This window comes from Paenibacillus sp. IHBB 10380, from assembly GCF_000949425.1.
In the GTDB taxonomy this organism is placed as follows: Bacteria; Bacillota; Bacilli; order Paenibacillales; family Paenibacillaceae; genus Paenibacillus_AQ.
Map to the genome: position 1 here is coordinate 4,776,821 of NZ_CP010976.1, position 25,046 is coordinate 4,801,866.

A 25,046-nucleotide genomic window follows, 5' to 3' on the forward strand; every position below is an offset into this window, starting at 1 on the left:
TTTTCTTTTTCATTTCTTAATTCTTAAGAAAATCTTACGATCGCTGTTGCCCTCAGACTTCTTCAGTAATCAATATGTAGCTCGTGGAAGTTGTACGGTAAAGATTGTCTTTTCAAAAGGTTTACTATGAAGATGTATTTCCCCACCTAATTGTTCTACCAATCTTTTCGTTATCGTGAGACACATTGGTAAGCATTCGTCTCATAACCATTTCTGTTCGCGTAAAATGTGCTGTTTGGTAGTTATCGGACTACAATATAAAACCCGTGAGGTTGCTGAATATAGCAATCTCACGGGTTTTATTTAGTGAATTCTTTCTTAACTCTTATTCTGCTTTACTCACTTTGTTTGTTTTTACCTTGATGTCCTTAGCTCCACTGAAATCAAACTCCCAATCGATTCCAAGAGCTTGAAGTTGTGTTTTCACTTGCTCTTTCGTTAGTGTACCAGCTTGTGATTGGTCCAAAATCGCTTTTATCTTTTCTTTGTTTGCGTCATCGAAGTTGTCTGGTTTACTCACTTTTCCATGTTCTACCTTGATACCAGGAGCCGCACTGAAATCAATATCCAAATCGATACCAAGAGCTTGAAGTTGTGTTTTCACTTGCTCTTTCGTTAGTGTACCAGCTTGTGATTGGTCCAAAATCGCTTTTACCTTTTCTTTGTTTGCGTCATTGAAGTTGTCTGGTTTACTCACTTTTCCATGTTCTACCTTGATACCACGAGCCGCACTGAAATCAATATCCAAATCGATACCAAGAGCATGAAGTTGTGTTTTCACTTGCTCTTTCGTTAGTGTACCAGCTAGTGATTGGTCCAAAATCGCTTTTACCTTTTCTTTGTTTGCGTCATCGAAGTTGTCTGGTTTACTCACTTTTCCATGTTCCACCTGTTGTCCATTTCCAATAGTTTGTGTTGGTACTTCAGCAGCGAATACAGATCCAAAAGATGTAAGAGCAAATACAGCACCTAAAGCAGTAGTAGCCAATTTCTTTTTCATAGTTATTAATCTCCTTCGTAAATGTATTTTCTTAACGTCTTCATTGTAATGTCATGATCTGGAGTTACTATGGAGATTATGTAGAGTTTCTGTGGGGATTTTCCTCCTTTTTTTATAAGAAACGGCTTCGATAACCCGTTGCGCTCGGCGCTGACCGCTATCAATCTATGTATTTATACCGAATTCTTCTCCACATAAACTCCAGATAACAAGGTTATAATATTACGAGAGGTGATATAATGATGAACTATCATATTCTTGTGGTAGAGGATGATGAAGAGATTCAGGAATTAATCAAACAATTTTTAATGACACAACAGTATAGTGTTGAAGTTGCATCAGATGGATTAGAGGGAATGAAACAATTTAATAAGCAATCCTTTGATTTAATTCTTTTGGATGTGATGATGCCAAACCTTGACGGATTTGAGGTTGCCAAAATGATTCGAAATGAGTCAAATGTACCCATTATTATGCTAACCGCATTAGAAGAAGAACAAGAACAAATGAAAGGCTTCGATATTGGAATCGATGATTATATTACTAAACCTTTTTCTTTTCATGTATTGATTAGACGGGTCAAGGCTGTACTGAGAAGAAGCAATGATCAAAGTACGGATAATCATTTAGTTTTCAAAGAAATACAAGTCGATTGCGATGCATACAAAGTTTATGTAAATGAGGTTGAAGTTCCATTAACGACAAAGGAATTCGAAATTGTACAACTACTGCTTCAAAATGAGAAAAAAGTACTCCCAAGAGAAAGCATTGTCGAAAAAGTTTGGGGATACGATTATTACGGAGAAACACGAATTATTGATACACATATTAAAAACATACGAAAAAAATTAGATATACCCTACATTAAAACAGTGAAGGGAATTGGTTATAAAATTGATGAATGAGGTATTAAAAATGATGAAGATGAAGCGAATTACCTATAAACTCTTTCTGATTACATCTCTTATTTTGTTAGCCTTTGCAGTCCTGATTTATTTAACTTTATACTTCTTTCTCCCTTCATTTTATGAGCAGTATAAAACAGAACAGCTTCAAACAGGAATAGAAGAAATAATTGATAAATCTAAGGATCTCACTTTTCAAAATGCCATACCACTTCTTGAAGAATACACAAAAATAAATAACGCAATGCTCTACCTTCAAAATAAAGAAGGAACCATTATTTATTCTCCGTTATTCTCTTTTTTTCAAGGAAGTACCCAAGCAGCCCCAAATGTACAATTCGATAAAACAAAGCCATTAAGGAATTCAAATAGCCTTTCCAAATCATACGACGTTACCATGCCAATTCAATTTCAAGATGTTAACTTAACGCTCGTAGTGTCCGCAACATTTCAACCAATTAATGAAGCTTCACAGGTCTTGGTACGTTTCCTTCCCTATATCAGTATCATTGTCGTTGTTATTGGTGTAGGAAGTGCTTATTTATATTCGAGGTTCATTACAAAACCACTCCTTTATATTAACCAAGGAGCACAAAAGATGGCGAACTTGGATTTTTCCGAAAAAATTGAGGTTCGTTCCAATGATGAATTAGGGCAGTTATCCAATAGTTTAAATGAGATGTCAATTAATTTACAACAAACGATGATTGATTTACAAAAAGCGAATCAGCAATTAAAAAGCGATATTGAAAAAGAAAGAGAAACAGAAAAAACACGCAGAGAATTTTTTGCAATTGTAGCACATGAATTAAAGACGCCTCTCACTGTTATGAAAGGATACTTAGAAGGGATGATATATAATATTGGTCCGTATCAAAATCGTGACCAATACTTAAAGAAAAACCACCAAATTATTGAAGGCATGGAACAACTGGTTCGTGAGATTTTAAGCATGTCAAAACTAGAACAACATACCTTTAAACTACAATTGGAAGAAGTAAATCCCTCGGAATTAATGGATACAATCACAAAAAATCTCGAATTTTTTGCTTCTCAAAAAGACATTCAAATGATAAAACAGATAGGTTCTCACCTTTCTGTGCATACAGATCGTATTCTTTTAGAAAAAGCCTGCAAAAATATTATTCATAATGCGATTATGTATTCACCTCATGGCGAGAAAGTATATATAGAGCTAACTCAGGATTCAAAACAACACCACATCCAAATTAAAGTCATCAATACAGGTGTGGAAATTAAAGAAGCGGAAATACAACATATTTTCGAACCATTTTATCGAATCGAAAAATCAAGAAATCGAAATACGGGGGGAAGTGGCTTAGGGTTATATATTGTAAAGCAAATTTTTGAAGCCCTTTCTATTACGTATTCTATGAAGAATACAGAACAAGGAGTACAATTTTTAGTTACCATTCCTTTATCCATAAAGTAAACAACAAAAGAGTCTCAATCTCATTTCCATAGGATAGAATGAGATTGAGACTCTTATTTACTTTCACTCTTTGATTACTAAATTTCTTTTTTCGAGATACACCGCTTTATCTGATTGTTTAGCCACCTCTTGGGAGTGAGTGACTACAATGATACATTTATTTTCTATATGAGCAAGTTCTTTAAATAACTCGATAATTTCCATGGAAGTTTCTTGATCTAGATTCCCAGTGGGTTCATCAGCAATTAATAAATCTACATTACAAGATAATGCACGAGCAATCGCTACACGCTGTTGCTGACCACCACTAAGCTGTAATACCTTTCTTTTGGCTTCTCCTTCTGTCAGCCCTACCTTTTCTAATAACTCAAGCGCTCTTTCTTTTTTGTCTTTCACATCTACGCCTGTAATCTCCATTGCCGTGACTACATTTTGAAGAGCAGTCATATACGTAATTAGATTATAGGATTGAAAGATAATCGAGACATGTCGATTTCGATAGGTAACCAGACCTATCTTCCGTAAATCTGTTCCTTTGAATAATACATTCCCACTACTTGGGTTATCTAATCCACTTGCTAAACTAAGGGTCGTTGTTTTTCCGGATCCCGATGGTCCTAAAATGGTATAAAAGTGTCCGGCTTGAAACTCAAAATTCACATTATCTAATATAGTGATTTTTTTATTATTGCTTTGATAATGATAATTCAGATTTTTGAACTGTAAAATAGTGTCCATGTATATCCCCCCTACTCATCTTTTAATAAAATATCTTTTGGATTCAATCGAAGAATCGATAATGCTGGAAGAATTGTTGATAGGATTGCGATTATTAGGCCTAATCCACCTAATTTCAGCACATCTTGAGATGTTACACCTACATCAATATGATCAATAGGATCCACATCTTTACCTTGGTCATCATTCATCCCAAATATAAATGTGGGTGCCTCTAGATTATTTTCTTGCTCTTCAGAAGCAGTAACTTCTTTCTGTAATAAACTGTCTCCCATTTTTTGAGATACTGTCTCACCTGTAAATATAGAAAGGCTAAATGCTAAAGCAGCTATACATAATACTTCTACTAAGAGTTGTCCTATTAATTTTCCTTTTTTCTCGCCAATCGCAAGTAGAATTCCTAATTCTTTCCGTCGTTCTTTTATGGTCAACATAATGATAAGACCTAAGATAATAGATCCTGTAATTGAGACCAGGTATATAATCCATTTTGAAGTTGATGCCATGTTCTCAATAGGGCCTATCATTTTTTTATATAAGGCATCATGAGCATCTAGTTTAAATAGGTCATAATCAATGCCTGTTTTCTTTCCCTCTGCTTTAAAATCATCGATATGATCTGGATCATTCAAGTAATAAATAGCTTTATCAATGGGTGTACCCTTCATATCCTTATTTTCCGAAAATTCCTTTAACGATCCGTACGAAACATATACTTGGTTCGATGGATGAAACAATGGTGGTGCCGTTTCCATGTTGCTATCTATCGTGGACATTTCGTAAATTCCTATAATTTCGAGCTCTACTGTCGATGTTTCATTTGTTGTTTTGATCTTTAACTCATCACCAACTTGTAGATTGTTATCTTCAGCTAACTGTTTTTCAACCAGGGCTACTTTCTTATCTTTGTCCTCTGATGTTATTGGACGCCCCTCAATCATTTTATTCGTTTCTTCTGTAAATTCTTTTAATAAATCAGAACTTCTCACACCGTGAATGAATGTATTTGGCATTTCCATATTACCTTGGCTTCCACCTATGGATCCACCTACCGCGTCTCCCCCTTTATCAACATTAATGGGAGTATAACCATCCGCTACACCTTGACTATCTTTTAGATAGTTAAAATCTTTTACATATGGTGATTCAGCTAACTTATCTGCTTCCTCTGTAGAAAGTTCTGGGCGATGTATTCTTTCATTTGGATTTTCATTTCTCTGTTTTTGTACATATTTTTGAAATTTTTCTCCATCTAATCCTAACGTTACGTCAACCCCCAACTTTTTTCTAGCGAGATCACTCGCTGTTTCCGTGACATTTTGCATCGCGAATCCTGCTAACACTAAATTACTAACAACTAAAAACACAACAAATAAGATAAGGGATTTTCCCTTTCTTGCTTGTACACTTAAAAATGCGCGTTTGATAAAATTCATTTTTATAACCTCCTTGATATCTCTAATCTATACGATTAATCTGGAGTCTATATGGAGATATAGAGGAGTTTATCTGGAGAATTGTGATGTTTTTATCAAACGATAGAAAAGTTGTTTATTTACGAAAAAGAACCGGAAACCCTCCGGTTTTTCAACTTAGTTTTATACCCATTGACCTGAGGGCGTCCTACATACCCGTGCGGTTATATCCGGGTGCCCTAACCAGCCACCAAGTGAAGCCGTCTTTGCTTCCTTTTACCTTCTGTCGTGATGATAATTGCACGGACGGAGGTTTGTTGGGCGTGTAATCAAGCACGTAACCCAGTCAACTTTGGCTAAACCAAAAATAAATAAGAGGCCTACACATCCATTACTTCGATAATTCGCTATATTCACAAAGACAAACAAAAAAGGCAGCTCTCATATGAGCTACCTTTTAAGCTATTAACTTTCTTGCGGAACTTCCAATCCTTTATAAAATTCAAGTAATATCTGTTTCGTATAGATCAGAAGTTAGATGAGGCTTTAATTAGGATGGAAACGCATGGTAAGAAGAAGAGGTTTTTAGGGTTGTATTAGGGCCGATGAGCACTTTGCCCTCCACACTTTGGTTCCCAACTTTTTTGGGGACAATCGAAGTCCTATAACCCCTGGTACATAAGGGATTTTTTCTCAATCATTATTTTTTGAGGAACCATAATGGGAAACAAAGAATCGAACTTAATTCACTTCCAATGCTACAACCATTGGCCTTGATTGAAATCACGCTCTTCATAATAGGGAAATGTTCGAGCGTCGATCTGCCGATACGTTCCGTGTGTGACATGTACCATTAGTATGTCTTATTCCATGTACAGTAAGCCCTCTTATATAATATTTCACATTATATTCATAGATCCATGCAACTCTTCTACTAATTATTCTTATACAAATTACAAAGCTAAGATGTGTTATTCAAGTCATTTTATTCAGCTTTTAATTTATATTTATCAATATCCAAGTCATTTTCATCCTCAAAGAAAAAGTATGATTTATCGGGTCCTATCTTAAATACTTTTGCTTTTTTAATGTCGTTGTTAACATGTATTAATAAATCTCGATTATTATTTAACTTTGAAGTAATGATGCCTCCCCAAATTTTTTTATGAATAATAAACCCATTTTCTACTGTAGGATAAAAAGATTTTAATATCTTGATTTCACCTTTATTTAAAATAACATCATTTTTATAATATTCACTCCACAGAATTGAGTTATCTCTTTTTTGAAGTACAATGACTCCCATCATACCTTCGTTATTATCATATAGGTAATATCTGAACCAGTCGTCTTTCTGATATATTAATTTGACATCGCTTTGATATATACCATTTTTTAGAATAATACCAGAGGGAATGAAATTTAGAAAACCTAATACACCTAACACTCCAATTAATATTATTGTAAATAACACCCCTAAATAAATACGTTTTTTCATGCCTTTCGAACCTCCCATTTATTTATAGAGTTAGTATACACTTTTCAAGTTTATGATGCATTTTATGGAATATAGTACTTTATATCTATTTTTAACAGAAATATAATATATTACCATTAAATACATAAAATAAAAAGAGGTGTAAATATTGAAAAAAAAGGGATTATTGATTATTGCACTAGCCATTGCTTTAATTGGAACTAATGGGGCTGTATCAGCAGCAGAATCTCCAAGTGAGTTTACAAATGAGTCTACAAATATTGCTGAGCTTGATAAGAATGAGCAACATGAAGTTGAAGCTTTGCTTGATGAACTCATTACTGTAAGAATGCAAAAAGCTCAAATTAATCAAGATTCTATATCTTCAGTTGAAGATCTTAACTCACAAGATGAAGAAATTATGAATGAGCTATCAAATAAAGGGGTACATCCAATAACAGAAGAAGAACGTGCACTCCTAAACAAATCCATTACAAATGGAGATTATCAATCTAAAGCATCACAGCCTCCTACTTGGGGTCCATTTCCTTACGTAGATATGCTTACTTATGGAGAAAAGTCTGTTACTGTTAGCGGAAAGACTTATAAAATTTGGGTAAATTATGCTGTTCCAAAAGATGGCGGTGGTCCTCCTTTGGTGAAAAATTGGAATTCGGTGAAGTTAAGTAATCAAAAATTCGAGTCTGCAATTTTCAAGAAAAAAGTGTTTAACTTAATCTTACAAAGAGCAGCAGGTACAATACCATATATTTCATGGACTCCTTATGATTACTTCTGGCCTGAAGCTACTTCGTACACAAGTTTTGATACATATGACTTACTTGTATCTTATTCCTCAAAAATGAAGTATGTTTGGGTTTATACACCAAGTACAGCTTTATGGCAGTTAAAAGCATCTGCAAACAATGTCATAACAAATGAAACTCATGTTGTACGTGGTTATAAGAATGGTTCATTCAACAATGTAACTAAGGTTAAATCTAATAATATGTGGTCAGACTCATATGATAGTATTGAGACAATTGCTGTCACAGCAGGATCTACTTTCACAAGTCCCGTAAAGACCTTGACATATAAAGATGTCAGTGGTGGCTCAGCGTTGAGTTTCTTCCCTTATTATGCAAATGGCCCACTTGATCTTTATTAAGGAAAAGAGAAAAAATAATATCATATCGGATTTATAACTATGAAGAGCAGCAGCTCATCCCAGCATAAAAAGGCCCTACAAGCCAATTTCTTTTTATTAGTCGAATTCTTCGATCATAAAGGGAAAGTGTCCTGTAGGGCATTTCTGTTCGTTTAATGAAGACCATTTCATCATAGTAATGAACACCCTCTCATGGTAACATCACAAGCGACCCTTGAAGGACACTGATAGAGAATTCTTTAACACGGTTTCTGCGTCGGACGATAATTTCAAGTCATCAATACAAGTGTAAAAAGGGCACCCTTTTGGGTGCCCTTCATTTAGAAATATTCATTATGGGGTGCCTAACTTTCACTTTATTGTTTTTGAAAGTTCTGTAAAAATAACCCCTAATGCATAAGCTCCCGCGTCAGGATAACCAATGCTTCTCTCGCCAACAGTACCCGCTCTTCCCATCCGAGCAACAATCGTCTCCGTTTGTTTCGCTCCTTGGACAGCAGCACTTGCTGCTTTCGTTGATGCAACCTTGATATCATCCCCATGAAGCGCACTATTTGCCCAAGATTCCGCATATGGGACAAGAGCATCGATCAATGTTTTATCCCCAACAACAGCACCCCTACCAAATGCTCTCTCCCCTGTATCTTGTATACCTTTAACAACGGAGGCCATCATTTTGGCAAACTCGTCCATAGATAGCTCCTTTTTATTCCCTACATTTTTACTAGCTGCTCGGAATGCTGATCCCCAAATGGGGCCTGATGCGCCTCCACAATGCTCCATAATAATCAGAGAGCAAGCATCTAGGAAACTTCCAATATCCGTTGCATGGTTCGTTACAATGTCATTCCACTCTATTTTTAACTGCTTGAACCCCTTTGCAACACTCATGCCAAAGTCACCGTCACCCGCATGAGCGTCTAGCTCACAGAATGGAACTTCATTCTCGATGATGATTTCACTCATCTTATCTATTAGATAAATAATATTATTTAAAGAAAACTTATCATTCTCAATGGTTGCAAAATCTGCATCAGTCTCACATGTGTAGGATACAGACTTATTCTCCTCTTGTTCTAGTACAACCTCGGTATAATTCACTCGATCAAAAGGTTCATGAATGAATAGCGCTGGCGTATCACACTCTTCACTCAATAATTGCTTCAACTGATTGTCTAATTTCATAATAGAAACAGACGCCCCAGCCATATCAATACTCGTCATATAATTTCCAACCAACACCTTATAGACCGTTATATTTCTGGATACTAATTCACGAATGACGGAGTTATTCAACAGATATAATTCTTGGAGTGGAGTTCCTCCAAATCCATTGATCAATACAGCGACTTCCTGCTCAGAACCACTTTCTATCTTCAAATTGTCCAATAATGCCGTCACCATTCTGCTTGCCAATTCGTCGGCTGGAACCACTCTTTCTCTCCGGATGCCTGGTTCGCCGTGAATGCCAACACCATACTCCATTTCATGATCTTCAAGAGTAAAAGTTGGAGTTCCCTTGGCAGGAACAGTGCAAGAGGTAAAGGCGAATCCAAGACTTCTCGTATTGTCGATTGCTTTTTGAGCTGCTTCCTTCACTTGACTTAAAGGCATTCCTTGCTCAGCCGCTGCACCTGCTATTTTGTGAACCAGAACAGTACCCGCAACGCCTCTTTTTCCAACGGTATAGAGACTATCTTCAACTGCAATATCATCGTCCACTTTAACAAAATCGACCTCTATGCCGTCTTCACTTGCAAGATGAGCCGCATTCTTGAAATTCATTATATCGCCGCTATAATTTTTAATAATTAATAACGTTCCTTTATTGCCTGCTGTGGATCGGATCGCTTGGTATACTTGAATTTGTGAAGGGGAAGCAAATACATCGCCACACACAGCTACATCTAGCATTCCTTTTCCAACAAATCCGGCATGCGCGGGTTCATGTCCACTGCCCCCACCACTGATCAGTGTTACCTTTTCTTTATTTATTTCTTTTTTCTTAATGATCTTATATTTACTGTTAAACTCTAAGTTTGGATGTGCCAAGACTAAGCCATTACACATCTCTCTTACTAACGTTTCTGGCTTATTCATTATTTTTTTCATGTTATTCATCCTTACTCATCTTGTATTGTCGACCGAGTTGATCAGCTACCATAATGGCTGCTGCTACAGCTTCCTCCGTAATTGGAAATGGCATAGAATGAATGGATTCTTCCGGAATACAAGCGATTTGGGCTACCCTAAGCACTTCTTCATAGGTTACGCTGTCCACGCCAATGTCTGAGAGACATATGGGAAGACCAACCGCTACACAAAATGCCATTACTTCATTCAATTCCTCTTTATCTGCATTTTCCAGAACTAATTGGGCTATTGTACTGAAGGCTACTTTTTCACCGTGATAATAGTGATGAGTCCCCTCAAGTGAAGTTAAGCCATTATGAATGGCGTGAGCAGCAGCTAAGCCCCCACTTTCAAACCCAAGCCCCGATAAGAGGATATTGGCTTCTATAATATTCTCAAGTGCAGGAGTTACCAAATTGCAATCCGAAGCTACCTTTGCCTGAATTCCATCTTTCAATAATGTTTCGTAGCAAAACTTAGCAAGTGCGAGTGCTGTATTGGTCCCTTTAGCCGCACCACATACTCCCTCTCGAACACCACATGGCAATCCTGCATTTACGTTAGAGTAAGATCTTGAGGTTGCTCTAGCTTCAAAATAAGTCGAGAGTGCATCTCCCATACCCGAAACAAGAAATCTTGTAGGGGCGTTTGCAATAACGGTAGTATCAATCATAACCACACTAGGACTTTGTTTAAAATAGGCATACTCATCGAATTCCCCTTCTGGGGAATACAGAACGGCTGAGTGACTTGTTGGTGCGTCGGTAGCTGCTATTGTTGGAACAATAATTAATGCTTCCCCTTCTGCTACGCACTTCGCTGTATCAATGGCCTTTCCCCCACCTAATCCAATCGTACAAGAACAGGAATGTTCTTTAGCCAATGCTTGCAATCTCTTGACTTCTTCACGTGAGCATTCCCCTTGGAAATGACTTTCAATCAATGTGATATTAAATTTATTTATAGTAGATTCCAGTTTTTCTTTTACTCGATTTACGTCATCTGGATGAGCAATAAGTAGAGCTGAATCCCCGAATGTCTTTACAAAATACCCCAAGTTTAAAAGTTCATCTTCTCCCTGAACATATTTAGTTGGGCTAATAAAAGCTTTTCTCATCATAAATTCCTCCCTTGCTTACTATGTTTCCATTATAGTCTGACCATGGTTAGTTATCATTGAACTATAACTGCACTTTTAAGCGCTTTCAGATTGTGTTTTTTTGTCATAACTCTAGTAAATAGTATAATCTTGTCTTCACAGCCGATTAATATAGTATAATCATGATGAAATGTTCATGCTTTTTTAGCAACATCGAAATGGAAAATCACAGCTAACCCTTTTATTATTCTATTCCCATCTTTATATTTCTATTCATGTATAGGGAGCGTACACTAATGAACAACTCGTTGTTTAATTTAGATAAAATTATTGATTTAGAGAAATGGCATAAGTTACAAGACTCTCTTGCGCTAGTCACAAAAATGGCGATTATTACAGTTGACTACAAAGGTACTCCCGTTACACAACACAGTTACTGCCAACCCTTTTGTCAGAGTGTAAGGAAAGATTCCTCACTATCTCCGTATTGTCAGACATGTGATGCAAGAGGAGGATTGGAAGCTGTACGGCTGAATAAACCCTATATCTATATGTGCCATTTCAATATTATTGATATTGCCATTCCTATCATTATCGATAATCAATATATTGGAGCCATCATGGCTGGACAAATTAAACTACACGATACAGAAACACCACTAGAACAAATTGTAACTCGACCGTCCAATTCAGAAACAAACAATAAGTTTAAGGCTTTAGAAGAAGAATATCTATCTTTACCCACCTTGTCATACGAAGAAGTCACAACCATCGCCGATATGTTATTCCACTTATGCAACTACATCGTGGAAGAGGCCATCCATAAAAATTCAACGATAGATATGTATAAAAAGGCTCTTTCTATAGATATAGATAACCCTTCTATGGATTCAATGAGCTCTTCTGATCGTACTTATCGGAATATACAAGCGATTCAAAATGAGCTTTCTAGTACTCTTATTGATACTAAAATAAAAAAGGTTATATCCAATGAAATCCGTTCTGCTAACCCATTGCTTCAACCTTCATTTGATTATATCTATCATCATAAAAATGAAAATATAACATTAAGTGAAATGGCTAAACTGTGTCACATTAGCCCAAGTTATTTTAGCCGAATATTTATAAAAGAAACCGGAGAAAAATTCTCAGTCTTCGCTCCACGCTTAAAAATTGAGTGGGCCAAGCAACTTCTGGAGACAACGGATCAATCCATTAATCAAATAAGCGATGAATTAGGATTCTGTGATGCTGGATATTTTATCAAAACTTTTAAAAAGTTCGAAACGCTAACGCCTGCCGTTTACCGAAATATGTATCGGAACAATCATACATTTAAAAATTCCTCGGAACTTCCTTGAGACGATAAAAAGCCCTTCATATCGAAGGGCTTCCAAAACAGTCTCGTTCTATTGCATGCAAACCTCATTTATATCTTTTTAACAAATTCTGATTTTAATTTCATAGCTCCAAAACCATCAATTTTACAATCAATATCATGATCACCATCAACCAAACGTATACTTTTTACTTTTGTTCCTATTTTTAAGACGGATGAACTTCCTTTTACTTTCAGGTCTTTGATGACTGTTACAGAATCACCATCGTTTAAGACATTTCCATTCGCATCTTTGACAACCTTGATATCTTCACTATTTTCGGCTTCTAATTCTAAATTCCACTCATGAGCACATTCTGGGCAAACAAAAAGACTTCCATCTTCATAAGTGTATTCTGAATTACATTTTGGACAATTTGGTAAACTAGACATGATTTCATGTCCTCCATTCGTTATTATTAGCAACTTCGTAAGAATAGCCATTGCGAACTTGAAATACACAAAAACACATATAGGGAGTTCCCTATATGCTTATATACTGTCATAGTCCTCTGATATTGACAACCCTTCCATTGTGACTTACGCAACACGAAAAGATCCTTTTTGTATGGAAACAACACAATAAGGATCTTTTCGAAGTGTTCTAATTACCCTGTTTTTCCACGCGTCCCATTAACCCATGTAGTGTTCGGACAAATTCATTTCCGGATAAACGCCCTAGTCCCCCATAAGCACAATCCATTTCATTGTATTGCAAAGTTCGATCTCTTCGGATACTGGGACCGTAAATTAGGATGGGTACAGGGTCACCTGTATGCTCTCCGACTTCACAAGGTGTAGAATGATCGGCAGCTAATGCCAAATACACATTTTCGGGTATTCCCTGAGATATAATTCCTACCATTTGATCAAACAATTCGATTGCTTTTGCCTTTTCAAAAGGTTCATTATCATGACCTTTAAGGTCCGGTGCCTTTAGATGCACCAAAACCATGTCATTCTTGGCAATTTCTTCGATCGCCAGTTTGGCTTTTAATTCTATGTTCGTATCCATATTGGCTGTCATACTGCTATCCGAGATAGACTTAAAACCTGTCATTTGAGCAACACCTAAGACTGTGCTTTCTCCTGCTATACAACTACCCTTCATATGAAGTTGATCCGTGATTGGGTCAAGATGAACCATCTGACCGGCTCCTCTGGTGAGGACAAAATTAGCTGGTAATTTCCCATGTCTGATACGCTCTGCATTAACGGGATGGTTAGATAATATGACGTGAGCCTGTTGAAGAAATAAATTTAGAATCGAAGCTGTTCTCTTGGACTCCTCAGAAGAGTCAAGTGGCCTTATCTCATGATAAGGGCTTCCATCGTTTGGCGCTTTAGGGTCAGAATCACTGATTTTATCACTCAATCCTATTCCTCGTAATATAAGTACAGCTCGATGTTCCGTAGCTGGTTTAAAATAACACTTCACCCCATCAAATTCTAAACCGTTAATGGCATCTGCTATTTCATTTGTTCCTTCACGTATCCTCCCTGCCCTACGATCAATAACAATCCCATTCTCATCCACCGTTGAGAAATTACACCGAAGCACAATATCACCTGGCTGAACGTCCATACCAATTCCTAAAGCTTCAATGGGGCCTCGCCCAGGATAGTGGTGTGGCTGGTATCCAAATAAAATTAAGTGTCCCATATCTGTTCCTACTGGAATGCCCGGGCTAATCAAATCCATCATTCCTGTAATCCCCATAGAAGCTAGTCTATCAAGATTGGGCGTTTCAGCATATTCCAGTGGTGTTTTATTTCCCAATAAAGGATGTGGACGGTCTCCCAACCCATCGGCAATGGCTAATATTACTTTTCTGTTCAATATGGTTTCCTCCTACTTTATCTATATTCCTATCACTTTAAACCAAGTAAATATAGCCAAACTGATCACACTTGCACCGACAAAACAAGTAATTACTGCGTACTTCACTTGATCCAATACTGTAAAATAACCTGTTCCAAAATAAATGGTATTCACTTTCGAATGTGGTGGAAGCGTAATTGTATAGGTCATGGTCATGGCGGCAGCTAGTGCAAGAGGGACTGGGTCTATGCCCAATGTCTTAGCCAGGGCTATGAATGCCGGTATTAGTATCGTGACCCTTACTGTTTTGCTCGTAAATATGAGGTGGCTGTACATGCTAAGGAATACTACAACTACGTATACCAAGACATGATTCATATGTTCCATTCCTAAAGCAACGACTACTTTACCGATAATCCATTCTGCGCCTCCCGATTTGTCCAACGCATTACCTACCGCGTATGCTCCTGCGGCAAAAATCATAAGCTCCCATTTGATGTTTGTTTCTTTCCAAGTCAACAAACCTATTCTAGGAAGCAAGCACAAGAGTGCTCCCAATACAGCTGTCTGCTCCGTACTTAATTCAAACCCGAACCAAGCGTTGTGATAATCGCCCGTTGCCCATAAGAATACGGTAAGGAGGAATATCGTTACTGCCTTCTTTTCGTCTAAAGAGAAGGCACCCAATTTCTTTAGCTCGTCCTTCAGCGTATCCCTTGCATTATCGAAATTAGATTCACCCTTAATTGGGAACAGCTTTAAGCCAATGAAGAACGTAATCAGCATTGTGATGATTGCAGTGGGCATAGAAGCTAGAAGCCAATCCATATAACCAATATTACCGCCCGCTTGTTCATTGATGAAACCAACCGCAATAATATTTCCCGAAGTAGCCGTCATGACACCTGAAGTAGCAAGTGCATCTGCTTGAACCCCTTGAAGCATCATCACCTTCCCAAGTTTGCTTTCACCTGGTATGGCTTTATAGACTTCCAACAAAATCAAGCATATAGGTACCATCAGCGTAGCCCTTGCAGTTGTGGAAGGAACGAAAAAAGCTAGAACAAAATTAATAACAATCAATAAAAACAACGTCATTTTTGGTGTTTTGCCGAACTTCGTAATCATCCATAACGATAATCTTCTACCCAAATTCGATTTTATCATTGCAGCCGTGAGAATGAATGCGGCAACCATCAACCAAATAACGTCGAAGCCTAGGGTCCCAAATGCAACTTCTTGATCTTCAACAGCTCCAACTAAAGGAAGTAATAGAATCGCAATAATGGATGTCAAATAAATGGGTATTGGAGTGGTTATCCATAGAATCAATGCTCCAGTAAATATAGCAATTGCTCGTTGGGCTTCTAAGCTCATGCCTTCTGGTGTAGGCATAAAGAACAGAAGTAACGCAATAATAACGGCAAGTGGAACACCAAACTTTTTCATACCTTCCTCCACCTTGCTCTTCTTCTTGACAGGCGGCTTCTTACCATCCTTCTCTACGTCCTCTGAGACATCAGTCATCTTCCATCCTCCTCAAACTCGTGTTGTTAACGCTTTCATTTTAGGTAATTTTTGATTATAATACAATTTGATTTGTTTCTAATAATCATAACGTTTTGTTATGATGTTTATTAACGAATGCGCTTCTTTTATGAAAGGGGTCTTGAATATGAACATAAATAAACTACAAACCTTTATCACGCTAACGGAATGCTTAAACTTTACCGAAGCGGCAGAGCGGCTCTATTGCTCCCAACCGTCTGTAAGTATGCAAATTCAAAGTATTGAGGAAGACTTGGGGGTTCCACTCTTTGACCGAATCGGCAAAAAGCTTTTTTTAACTAAACAAGGAGAGTATTTTAAGCCCTATGCGGAGCAAATTATTAACCTGCTCCATTCAGCTAGAGATCATATTAGGCAACTGGAAGACTTATCTTTCGGAACCTTATCATTTGGCGCGAGTAATTTTGTTGGCGTTTATTTGCTCCCTATGATACTGAGGGATTATTCCAAGACGTTCCCAGACATTAAAATTAACATGAACATTACTTCTTCAAGTTACCTTATTAGCATGTTGGAATCCAATAAAGTAGAGTTCTTGATTATCTCTGATCGAGTTATGATTGATGAATCTCGTTTTCAACGCAAAACTTTTTATCAGGATGAACTTGTCCTCATTGTCCATCCATTGCACCCACTTGCAAGAAAGGAGGAATGTACACTAGAGGATTTGGTCAATGAAACTCTAATTATAAAACCCGATAAATCAGCTACACGAAAATACTTAGAAGGACAATTCAAAGAATTGGGGTTTACTGCACCCAAATATCTGGAAATTAGCAATTTAGAGGGTATTAAACAAGGTGTCATTCATGAACTTGGCGTATCTATGGTTTCTAACTTTGCGATTCAGCAGGAGATTAATAATGGCTTATTAGTTACGGTACCCATAAAAGGAGTAAAATTCAGTAGAGGGATCTGTTATGTTTATCATCGAAGCAAACATCTTTCTCCGGCGACCAAACAATTCATTACTTTATTAGATAATAAATATTGTTATTCAGAATCTCCGATAATTCATTCAATATAAAAACACTCTTCACCATGACATTGCCGTCTCCCGCATCACTATTTACTGCGCTCCAAACGGGGCTAACACTCCATAAATGTGTCAACGACCCACTGCATTCACTCACCCAATTTACGAAACGATCGTAAATAGTTGTGAATGTCTTCTTTAGGGGTCTCAAGCAAGCCGGAAAGCATCGTTTGTATGGAATGCAACGTTTTAATCTTCTCATCAATCTCAAAGATCTTATTGCGTACTAATTCCTTTAATGTCTCCGCCTCCATCTCTTGACTGAGCATTTGCAGCCCTTCTTGGATTTCCTTTAGCGAATAACCTAATGATTGGGCATCTTTGATGAACTTAATCTTCACCAGATAATTCTCCGTATATATACGATATCCATTCGCTCTCCGTTCGGGAGCAGGCAGGATGCCACTATCCTCGTAGTAGCGGATGGTTGCCATGCTTAACCCGGTTCGCTTTGCCAGTTCACCGCGTGTCATTCCTTCCATACCTGTTCCCCCTGCCTTTTAACGTCTTTATTCAGATATCATTCTCTTTTTCGTATACACCTCGTCAAACTTCACTTCGGGATATTTAGGCGATGAACCATCCAGAAGCGCCTGCGGTTCGCCTTTTAAATATTGATCGAAGAAAGCTTTTACATAGGATCTGGTAATATCAATATTATGCACCGGGTCAATTTCCTTGGCAAAAAGCGATGGCGAGAGCAGCGCTATTTCCGTGAAGCTCTGATGGATTAAATGATCGATGGTCAAATAGTAGGTATCGCTTGTACTTTTCGTCATCGCCGATTCCAGATCGGGGGCAAATTCCTCATAGAATACCTTATCCTTCTTCGTATTCGATGGATCAAGACTCTTGGCGGTGCCGCCAGTCATCATATACATAAACGGCTGCTTCAAGCCGGTATGGGCAACATCTCCCCAGAATGCGCCTTCCAGACTTACACCTGCCTTGAATCGCTCGTCCTGCGCCAGCGTCTCTGCAGTCGTTGCCCCGCCGTAAGAGTGTCCAAAGATTCCGACACGATTCAGATCTAGCTTGCCTTGGAATAGTTGGTTAGGGTCTTTCGTGTTCCATTCCGTAAGGGTATCGAGCACGAACCGGGCATCCGCAACGCGAATTCCAATGCCCTTTATGTTGTGCTTATAAAGCTCTGCTGATGTCGCAAACTCAGGATCCGGATTATAGAAAATAGAACGGTCGTCCGGAAATGTGACCTTGGCCGATGTGTAGGGATGGTCCATGCCCACTACAATATACCCGTGACTGACTAACTCCTCGATGGCTGTCAAACTCTGGAACCGGGTCGAGCGAATGCCGGGCGAGAACAGCAATACCGGATAGTTGGCTTCAGCCGCGGACAGCTTTGCCCCATCGACAACATGCGTAGGAATCGTTGTTACATGACTGAATAGCTGCTTGGGTATGCCAAACACCAGACTGATGGCTTCCCCGAGTTCAGAAGGATAATGCTCCCTCTTCTTCCCTTTAGCCTCGTCTAGATCAACCGGATACCAAACATTCACCATCAACTCCCGCTTGTCGCTCGGGTCAGCACTTAATGTTTCATCACGGGATTTATCCGTAAGCTGCCGAGAAATGGTGCCCATCGCATAACTACCGGTCGGCTCAGGCATTGTAAAGACAGGCAGCAACAGACTCAAATACACAGACACACCACTGACGGCCAACGCTACAATAGATAGCAGACTCTTTTTCACTAGGGACTTAGACCGGGATTCGCTCTGAGGCTTAGCCAGTCTACGGATGAGTACGATGATCAGTACTAACGCCACAGCGTAAGCCGGAACCATCTGTATGCGATAATGATCTATAATTCCATGCAGCACCACAGCCAATAATACGGACAACAACAGTCCTACATTCCACCGCCGGTCTCTTTTTCCAAAGAGAATTCCCCCTGTGGCTGCCAGGATGACCAAGATTACAATTACCTCTAACGCTCTCATTATACATTACCTCCATCTTCATCTCAGTCCTCCGTCACGAGGAACCGTAATTGATTATAGGTAAATCATAAAGGTTGAAGTATACTGCAAGGTCAAGCTTTAATTTTGTTAGATTTCACTGAAACAGAATCTACCTCGTACTTACCATAAGATAGACATAAGTATATAACAAACGAACCACCCCTAATGTTGGAGTGGTTCGTTTGTTACAAGCTATGAAAGAATGATAAGTCTAAATTCCTGAAATAATCCATTTTGCTATCAATAAATCCATTATCAACGTCAGCTTCTCCTATAAGCTCTGATTCACTAAAACATAAACCAAAAAGCCAAAGCTGTCTAAGTGCAACAAATATAGGAATGGCTTTAACATCATTATCACTAATATGTCTTATGTCCCTGTACCCATTTAGAAATGCTTCCCAAAGCCTTTCGACTTCAGCTTTGTTGTGGCTACTATGAATTTCTCTCGCCAACCTGAACTCTGCAATATCATAGGCTCTCCATCCACAACCACAAAAATCGAAATCATAATGTGTCAGTTTCCCATCGTCCGTAAAGGCTACATTTGTATTACCATGCAAATCCCCATGACATACCCCCCAATCTAACCCTTTTTCCAGATGGTTCACGATCTGTTCCTTTAATCGCATAGCAAGCTCATACAGAAACTCATAATCCTCTTGACGATGTTCCATATGTAGATTGATTGTGTTAAGCGAGTTCTCAATTAGATGCTCAAAATTAAGATCACCCCTTACGTGTTCACTATTAAAGTTGTCAGCAATTTTGTGAATTTGTGCAACTGCTTTTCCAAACAAATAACTATCTTCTATAGCATGAATAGGCTTTTCATTTCCTTCAGCATAACTAAACATAACCCCATACTTTACACCCTCAGGGACAACAAATTCGTTAATAAAAGTCCCATCTTTTTTTGTGATTGGTATTGAAACGCTTACACCTTTCACATGGAGATAATTCAATAAATCTAATTCAAAGGCAATCTCTGAATTATTTCTCCTATCAGCACGATAAACTCTAAAGATATATTGTGCTTGCTTAGTTACTAAAACATAAGTGTCATTCATTCCTCTAAGGAAATACTGAAAACTAACGGGTGTATCAACGTTATAATTATCTTTAATATGCGATAATATCGCTTCTCTTGACAAGAGTGAATATGACACAGGAAAAAAACTCAATTTTACACCATCCTTTTAACTTTTCGATTATCAATAACTATACCATATGTGGGTATATATGTAATTCTTAGCGTGGCGTAACTATCAGAACCTCATCATTGTGAGGCAGTGATCAATCCTATTGTAAATCCTTTCCTTGTATATGTATTCATATTTTATTAAGATAATATTGTCGATTTTTTTCATTTCCTGTCAGATACTCACTAGAAAATATTTCAGCGAACGAATTCGATCGGTGATCTGTTATTCTATTCCGTGAGTTTGATTTCAGGCCTACTTTATGTTCTAGAAATACATAAATCAACAGGATGGTGTGTAGTGATTAATCAGAGGGGTATCGCGTTAGCAATTATTTTAACATTGGTCACATGCGGCATCTATGGTATCTATTGGTTTATTACTTTAACCAATGATGTCGGCAAGCTGAGTGGAGACTACTCATTTACGGGAGGCAAGCATTTCCTTCTAACATTGGTCACATGTGGTGTATGGAGTTTCATTTGGGCCTATCAGGTAGGAAAGCATATCGAAGAAGCACAAAGACAACGTGGCGTATTTGCAACGGATAATTCGGTCCTTTACCTTGTCCTTACATTCTTTGGTCTAGGTATCGTAACGTATGCTTTCGTTCAATTGGATGTCAATAAACTTGCATAAGCTAGATCCCAAGAGACACCCCAAACTATTTTGGGGTGTATCGCTTGGCGTGGGAGGGCTATTTTACCTGAAAGTATGGTTACCGGTGACAAAAATCGACGTTCCTTGTGTGTTTCACGAGTTAACTGGGTTTTACTGTCCGGGGTGTGGAATAACGAGGGTTACTCTTTCCTTGTTGGGATTAGATTTTGTTCAGGCATTTAGATATAATCCCTTGGTGTTTATCATACTTCCTTTATATGCGATGTACTTCGTTACAAAAAAGAAGCAAATGCGCGTTTTAAGCAATGGGATTATGACTGTAATGTTGATCGTGACCCTTGCATTCGGACTACTTAGGAATATTCCGATTTTTGATTGGTTGGCTCCAACGGCCATTCGTTAGTAACCTAAGTTCTCTCCTGACATTCATTCTTTACATTAGAATATACGCAAGAAGCCACTCTTATTTTAAGAGTGGCTTTTTGTTATACATTTACGGTGCGACATCTTCAAGCGCTCGGAAAGAGATGGTGCTCGTGGTGCCGACGATTCATATGTATCGTTCGTCATGTCATCTCTTCAGAAGGTGATCGTCTGGGGCCATAATTATCATATTCGGAAAAACAATTCAGCCATGGAAACATCTTTTCAGATTCACCCTTACGAAAATGGCTCTGTTCCGAACATGACCGAGCTACTACCATCGAGACTTAAGAAACAAGTGTATTCCATTGGACAATTTATGTATCAAGGGGAAACCGCAGCCAATGACGGAACTATTATGCCTGTAAGCACAAAATCCGATCCAACCAGCTTGGAGTCAATCTTGAAAAGAACAGGAACCCCCTACTCTTTCGTTGATCTAACGACTCAGGATAATCGAGCATGGATGAATACATCCCGTAAAGGATTGTATTGGGGGATTATTGAGGAGCAATTCGTACCAAGCGAGCAGTATGATGGTATCCTTTTTATCGATAAAACAACGCCTGCTGAGTACTTGTCATCTAAATAGCAAGCATATAAAAAGATGAAGAGCAACCCACTCCTCATCTTTTTGTCATGAAAGAAAGTTACAACAACTATTTAATCAGCATCAAATATCGGACCATTTATTCAAAACATTCAGATACCCTCTATATATTTCACGCTTTCTTCCACAATGATTTCAGGTTCATAGTCATGAATATAATGACCACTATCCAAAATCATATATTTTCCATCCTTTGCAGCACCAACGTACATAATTAAAAGATTTTTCCAATCATCTAGTGGCACTTCTTTTCCATTCGATATAAAAAAGTACATCGGCACATTGGGGATACCGCCTTCTGATACTCTTTTTGCATTATTTTCTATCATCTTGACTTCTTCAATCATATTTGATGTTTGTGTTTTTTCATAAAAAATCGCACGGTAAATATTCTTTTCTTGTTCTGATAAACGGTTTTCTTTTATTGCAGCAGAAGAATTAACAATGGACGGAAAAAAGCGAGTAATACCTATACGCGCACCAAAACTTGTGAGTCCCATTGTAAAATCTGATGGCAGGGGATATTTTTCATATGCTGATGGAATAGCAGGGTCAAGTCCAATGATGGAAGTTACTTCTTCAGGATATTTTTGTGCCCAATAAAGAGCCTCAATACCAGACATTGAATGGGGAAATAGAATATAGGGTGCTTTTTCACCTGCTAATGATAAAGCAGTCCTAGTCTCTTCTAATATAGTATCTATATCACGAGAGACAGCCGCAGTTTCACTATAACCATAGCCCGCCTTTTCTACGACTACAATTCTATATTGGTTAGACAGTTTAGAATACAACCCTTTGAAATCTAACACTGGGGAGGCAGTTCCGCCACCCGACATAAAGACTAGAGTCTTAGCGCCGCTTCCCTCCGTATATACGTGCATTTGGTGGTTATTCACATTCACCATTGTTCCTATTGGAGAAAGTATTGCCGACTCTTTCTTCAATTGAATTCTATGATTGATAAAACTAAATGCAATGATTAAGAGCAAGATACTTATAACAACTATGACAACAATTCTAATCTTCCCCAGTACTTTTTTCATTTCGTTCCTCCAAAAAACATAATCTTTATATTTATTACATAATTTTCTATTGCCAATCTACAATTTTAGCACCATGCCTATATACATACAAGAAGGCTAAATATATGTATCAAGTTAGATTCGCTGCATCAATAAATTCTTGTTATCCGCACACAGCACTCTACATATGTCGAGACTAGGAAGTAGTTTTGTAAGCCAACCTACGGATAATATTTTAATATCCTGCTATATTATAACGTAGCGCTAGTACATTCACTCAGCAGAGTTTTCGAAGGAGAGGAATTTCATGAGGTATAACTTTGACGGAAAAGGATTAACAGAAACGCCAGAGGTCGTATTTGAAACAAAAAACCTCACTGAACTAAGTATGTATAACAACCATATCAAAGAGATCCCTGAATGGCTCTTCTTTCATTACGAATTAGAAGTATTAAATTATGCAGACAACGATATCGAAATATTATCTGAGGAGGTCGAACGTTTAATAAATTTAAGAATGCTAGATTTAGGTCATAATAAGTTGAGGCAATTACCAGAGGGGATTGGAAAGTTAAAAAATTTGGATTCCTTTCTGTATCTGAGTAATAATCAGTTTGAAAATCTTCCGGAGCAGCTTTGTGCTCTACAACAACTTAAATATTTGAACGTAACGGATAATAAATTAATAAAGTTGCCTTCTAATATAGGTGAAATGAAAAGTCTTATTGAATTACGATTATATAATAATCAACTTGAGAACCTGCCTGATTCGATAACAAATATAAGAGGTTTAAGAGAAATTCATCTCTATGGTAACCAATTAATTTGCTTGCCAGATAACCTGGGAGCTTTGGAAGAAATCCGAATACTGGATTTAAGTGATAATAAATTAAAAGGCCTTCCTACATCCATCGGTAAACTGAAAAAGTTAAGAAGGCTAAACCTTAGAAAAAACAAAATGAATGAGCTTCCTGAAGAAATAGGTGAATTATGTAATCTCGTTGAGCTAGATTTGAGAGATAATGATATAGAAGAAATTCCAAATTCCGTTATAAACCTTGAACGTTTGGAGAAACTCGATTTGAGATGGAATCACAACTTGAAAATAACGAAAACGTTAGAGTTATTAGAGAAAAGAGGATGTATTGTTTATAAATAAACTCTTCATCAATGCTATTTAACGGACCGATGAGGTAAGTCTCGCCGTTAAACTCAGCACTCGGTTCGCCCCCCTTATGATACGGTTCACCGCGCTGTCTATAACGGCAAGTTTTTGTATAATAGTCACATGTAACAGGAGCCTGTTCATAAAAAGCACGCAATGACAACATCTAGGGTGTTGGATGTAGCGCTTAAATATGGCTATGACTCACCCGAGTCCTTCTCCAAAGCATTCCGGAAAGTCCATGGTGTTCCTCCTTCGGAGGCTCGCGGTCCGGGGGTTATCCTTAAAGCCTTTCCCCGCATTTCGTTCCCCTTTCACTGAAGGGAGACAAGGATATGGATTACAAAATTGTCGAGAAGAATGAGTTTACAGTTGTAGGAAAGCCTATTCAGGTAACGACAAAGGATGGTGAAAACTTTCGACGAATCCCGAAATTTTGGGAGGAATGTAACGAAGACGGCACAACTGCCAGGCTTTGCAACATTGGAATAGATAAGGATCTTCTAGGAATCTGTATGGATGTACAACACGATCAAGAACAACTCACATATGTAATTGCAGTTGAAGATAGCTCAGGAGCAATAGAGGAAGGGTTAGTCTCGAGAAGCATTCCTGCTTCTACTTGGGCGGTATTCACATCAATAGGTCCGATGCCGGGAGCTATACAAAGCGTGTGGAAGCGAATTTTCCAGGAATGGTTTCCAGCTACAGGATACGAGCACTCGGGAGGAGCCGAACTCGAGGTATATCCGCTGGGAGATACATCCGCAGAAGATTACCGGTGCGAGATATGGGTTCCTATCGTGAAAAGATAGTGTA

General features: G+C 38.1%; 22 protein-coding genes and 2 pseudogenes. 10 read left to right on the top strand and 14 right to left on the bottom strand.

The genetic code is table 11. The annotated features are described in order from the left end of the window. Positions 1–69 precede the first annotated feature (69 nt). Together UB51_RS29135 and UB51_RS21660 are read right to left on the bottom strand one after the other, a co-directional pair. Positions 70–180, bottom strand: a pseudogene (locus UB51_RS29135) (sensor histidine kinase); the annotation flags it as partial. 145 nt (positions 181–325) lie between these two features. Beyond that, the gene (locus tag UB51_RS21660; protein WP_052676036.1) at positions 326–1,000 is read right to left on the bottom strand and encodes a hypothetical protein; all 675 of its coding nucleotides are present in this window, start codon (positions 998–1,000) and stop codon (positions 326–328) included. A gap of 239 nt (positions 1,001–1,239) precedes the next feature. Here UB51_RS21660 and UB51_RS21665 point away from each other — a divergent pair, with 239 nt between their 5' ends. Beyond that, positions 1,240–1,905 (top strand): response regulator transcription factor, encoded by a 666-nt coding sequence (locus tag UB51_RS21665; RefSeq protein ID WP_044879084.1) that lies wholly within the window; start codon positions 1,240–1,242, stop codon positions 1,903–1,905. Further along, positions 1,898–3,358, top strand: a complete 1,461-nt coding sequence (locus tag UB51_RS21670) for a sensor histidine kinase (RefSeq protein ID WP_199924959.1) — start codon at positions 1,898–1,900, stop codon at positions 3,356–3,358. The genes UB51_RS21665 and UB51_RS21670 overlap by 8 nt, the downstream gene beginning before the upstream one ends. 63 nt (positions 3,359–3,421) lie before the next feature. Here UB51_RS21670 and UB51_RS21675 read toward each other — a convergent pair whose 3' ends face one another. The 3 genes from UB51_RS21675 to UB51_RS21685 form a co-directional block, all read right to left on the bottom strand. Further along, entirely contained in the window at positions 3,422–4,096 is a 675-nt protein-coding gene (locus tag UB51_RS21675) for an ABC transporter ATP-binding protein (protein WP_044879085.1), read from the bottom strand. Between the two features lie 11 nt (positions 4,097–4,107). Beyond that, entirely contained in the window at positions 4,108–5,532 is a 1,425-nt protein-coding gene (locus UB51_RS21680; RefSeq protein WP_044879086.1) for an ABC transporter permease, read from the bottom strand. Positions 5,533–6,496: 964 nt separating this feature from the next. Further along, the gene (locus UB51_RS21685) at positions 6,497–7,009 is read right to left on the bottom strand and encodes a hypothetical protein (protein ID WP_044879087.1); all 513 of its coding nucleotides are present in this window, start codon (positions 7,007–7,009) and stop codon (positions 6,497–6,499) included. A gap of 148 nt (positions 7,010–7,157) precedes the next feature. Here UB51_RS21685 and UB51_RS21690 point away from each other — a divergent pair, with 148 nt between their 5' ends. Next, positions 7,158–8,156: a hypothetical protein gene (locus UB51_RS21690; protein ID WP_044879088.1), complete on the top strand. Its 999-nt coding sequence runs from the start codon at positions 7,158–7,160 to the stop codon at positions 8,154–8,156. Between the two features lie 351 nt (positions 8,157–8,507). On the opposite strand, the gene dhaK is transcribed toward UB51_RS21690, so the two are convergent. Further along, a complete protein-coding gene (gene dhaK, locus UB51_RS27385; RefSeq protein WP_082063221.1) occupies positions 8,508–10,268 on the bottom strand; it encodes a dihydroxyacetone kinase subunit DhaK in 1,761 nt (586 codons plus the stop codon). Between the two features lies 1 nt (position 10,269). Beyond that, complete coding sequence (locus UB51_RS21700; RefSeq protein WP_044879089.1) at positions 10,270–11,406, bottom strand: glycerol dehydrogenase; 1,137 nt, start codon at positions 11,404–11,406, stop codon at positions 10,270–10,272. Between the two features lie 278 nt (positions 11,407–11,684). Between UB51_RS21700 and UB51_RS21705 the strand changes: the two genes are divergently transcribed. Beyond that, positions 11,685–12,749 (top strand): PocR ligand-binding domain-containing protein, encoded by a 1,065-nt coding sequence (locus UB51_RS21705; RefSeq protein ID WP_044879090.1) that lies wholly within the window; start codon positions 11,685–11,687, stop codon positions 12,747–12,749. 68 nt (positions 12,750–12,817) lie between these two features. On the opposite strand, the gene UB51_RS21710 is transcribed toward UB51_RS21705, so the two are convergent. The 3 genes from UB51_RS21710 to UB51_RS21720 form a co-directional block, all read right to left on the bottom strand. Further along, positions 12,818–13,159, bottom strand: coding sequence for a zinc ribbon domain-containing protein YjdM (locus tag UB51_RS21710; RefSeq protein WP_044879091.1), 342 nt, complete (start codon positions 13,157–13,159; stop codon positions 12,818–12,820). Positions 13,160–13,370: 211 nt separating this feature from the next. Beyond that, entirely contained in the window at positions 13,371–14,606 is a 1,236-nt protein-coding gene (locus tag UB51_RS21715; RefSeq protein ID WP_234405485.1) for a 2,3-bisphosphoglycerate-independent phosphoglycerate mutase, read from the bottom strand. Positions 14,607–14,627: 21 nt separating this feature from the next. Continuing rightward, entirely contained in the window at positions 14,628–16,115 is a 1,488-nt protein-coding gene (locus tag UB51_RS21720; protein WP_044879093.1) for an SLC13 family permease, read from the bottom strand. 148 nt (positions 16,116–16,263) lie between these two features. On the opposite strand from UB51_RS21720, the gene UB51_RS21725 reads away from it, so the two are divergent. After that, a complete protein-coding gene (locus UB51_RS21725) occupies positions 16,264–17,184 on the top strand; it encodes a LysR family transcriptional regulator (protein ID WP_044879094.1) in 921 nt (306 codons plus the stop codon). A 98-nt stretch (positions 17,185–17,282) separates the two neighbouring features. Here the strand turns inward: UB51_RS21725 and UB51_RS21730 are convergent, their stop codons facing one another. The 3 genes from UB51_RS21730 to UB51_RS21740 all read right to left on the bottom strand — a co-directional run bounded on the left by UB51_RS21730 (position 17,283) and on the right by UB51_RS21740 (position 20,365). After that, on the bottom strand, positions 17,283–17,675 hold the full coding sequence (locus tag UB51_RS21730) for a MerR family transcriptional regulator (RefSeq protein ID WP_044879095.1): 393 nt from the start codon (positions 17,673–17,675) through the stop codon (positions 17,283–17,285). 27 nt (positions 17,676–17,702) lie between these two features. Then, a complete protein-coding gene (locus UB51_RS21735; RefSeq protein WP_044879096.1) occupies positions 17,703–19,160 on the bottom strand; it encodes an alpha/beta hydrolase family protein in 1,458 nt (485 codons plus the stop codon). A gap of 206 nt (positions 19,161–19,366) precedes the next feature. Further along, positions 19,367–20,365, bottom strand: a complete 999-nt coding sequence (locus UB51_RS21740) for a phosphotransferase (RefSeq protein WP_044879097.1) — start codon at positions 20,363–20,365, stop codon at positions 19,367–19,369. Positions 20,366–20,683: 318 nt separating this feature from the next. Here UB51_RS21740 and UB51_RS21745 point away from each other — a divergent pair, with 318 nt between their 5' ends. The 3 genes from UB51_RS21745 to UB51_RS21755 all read left to right on the top strand — a co-directional run bounded on the left by UB51_RS21745 (position 20,684) and on the right by UB51_RS21755 (position 22,019). Beyond that, on the top strand, positions 20,684–21,022 hold the full coding sequence (locus tag UB51_RS21745; protein WP_044879098.1) for a DUF4234 domain-containing protein: 339 nt from the start codon (positions 20,684–20,686) through the stop codon (positions 21,020–21,022). Beyond that, positions 21,003–21,407, top strand: a complete 405-nt coding sequence (locus tag UB51_RS21750; protein WP_052676132.1) for a DUF2752 domain-containing protein — start codon at positions 21,003–21,005, stop codon at positions 21,405–21,407. The genes UB51_RS21745 and UB51_RS21750 overlap by 20 nt, the downstream gene beginning before the upstream one ends. Before the next feature lie 165 nt (positions 21,408–21,572). Then, the gene (locus UB51_RS21755) at positions 21,573–22,019 is read left to right on the top strand and encodes an erythromycin esterase family protein (RefSeq protein WP_044879100.1); all 447 of its coding nucleotides are present in this window, start codon (positions 21,573–21,575) and stop codon (positions 22,017–22,019) included. Positions 22,020–22,129: 110 nt separating this feature from the next. Here UB51_RS21755 and UB51_RS21760 read toward each other — a convergent pair whose 3' ends face one another. Further along, positions 22,130–23,083, bottom strand: a complete 954-nt coding sequence (locus tag UB51_RS21760; RefSeq protein ID WP_044879101.1) for an alpha/beta hydrolase — start codon at positions 23,081–23,083, stop codon at positions 22,130–22,132. Between the two features lie 286 nt (positions 23,084–23,369). Here UB51_RS21760 and UB51_RS21765 point away from each other — a divergent pair, with 286 nt between their 5' ends. Next, positions 23,370–24,221 carry a leucine-rich repeat domain-containing protein gene (locus UB51_RS21765; RefSeq protein ID WP_044879102.1) on the top strand — a complete coding sequence of 284 codons (852 nt, stop codon included), beginning with the start codon at positions 23,370–23,372 and terminating at the stop codon, positions 24,219–24,221. A 159-nt stretch (positions 24,222–24,380) separates the two neighbouring features. Then, a pseudogene (locus tag UB51_RS21770) lies at positions 24,381–25,042 on the top strand (effector binding domain-containing protein); the annotation flags it as partial. Positions 25,043–25,046 lie beyond the last annotated feature (4 nt).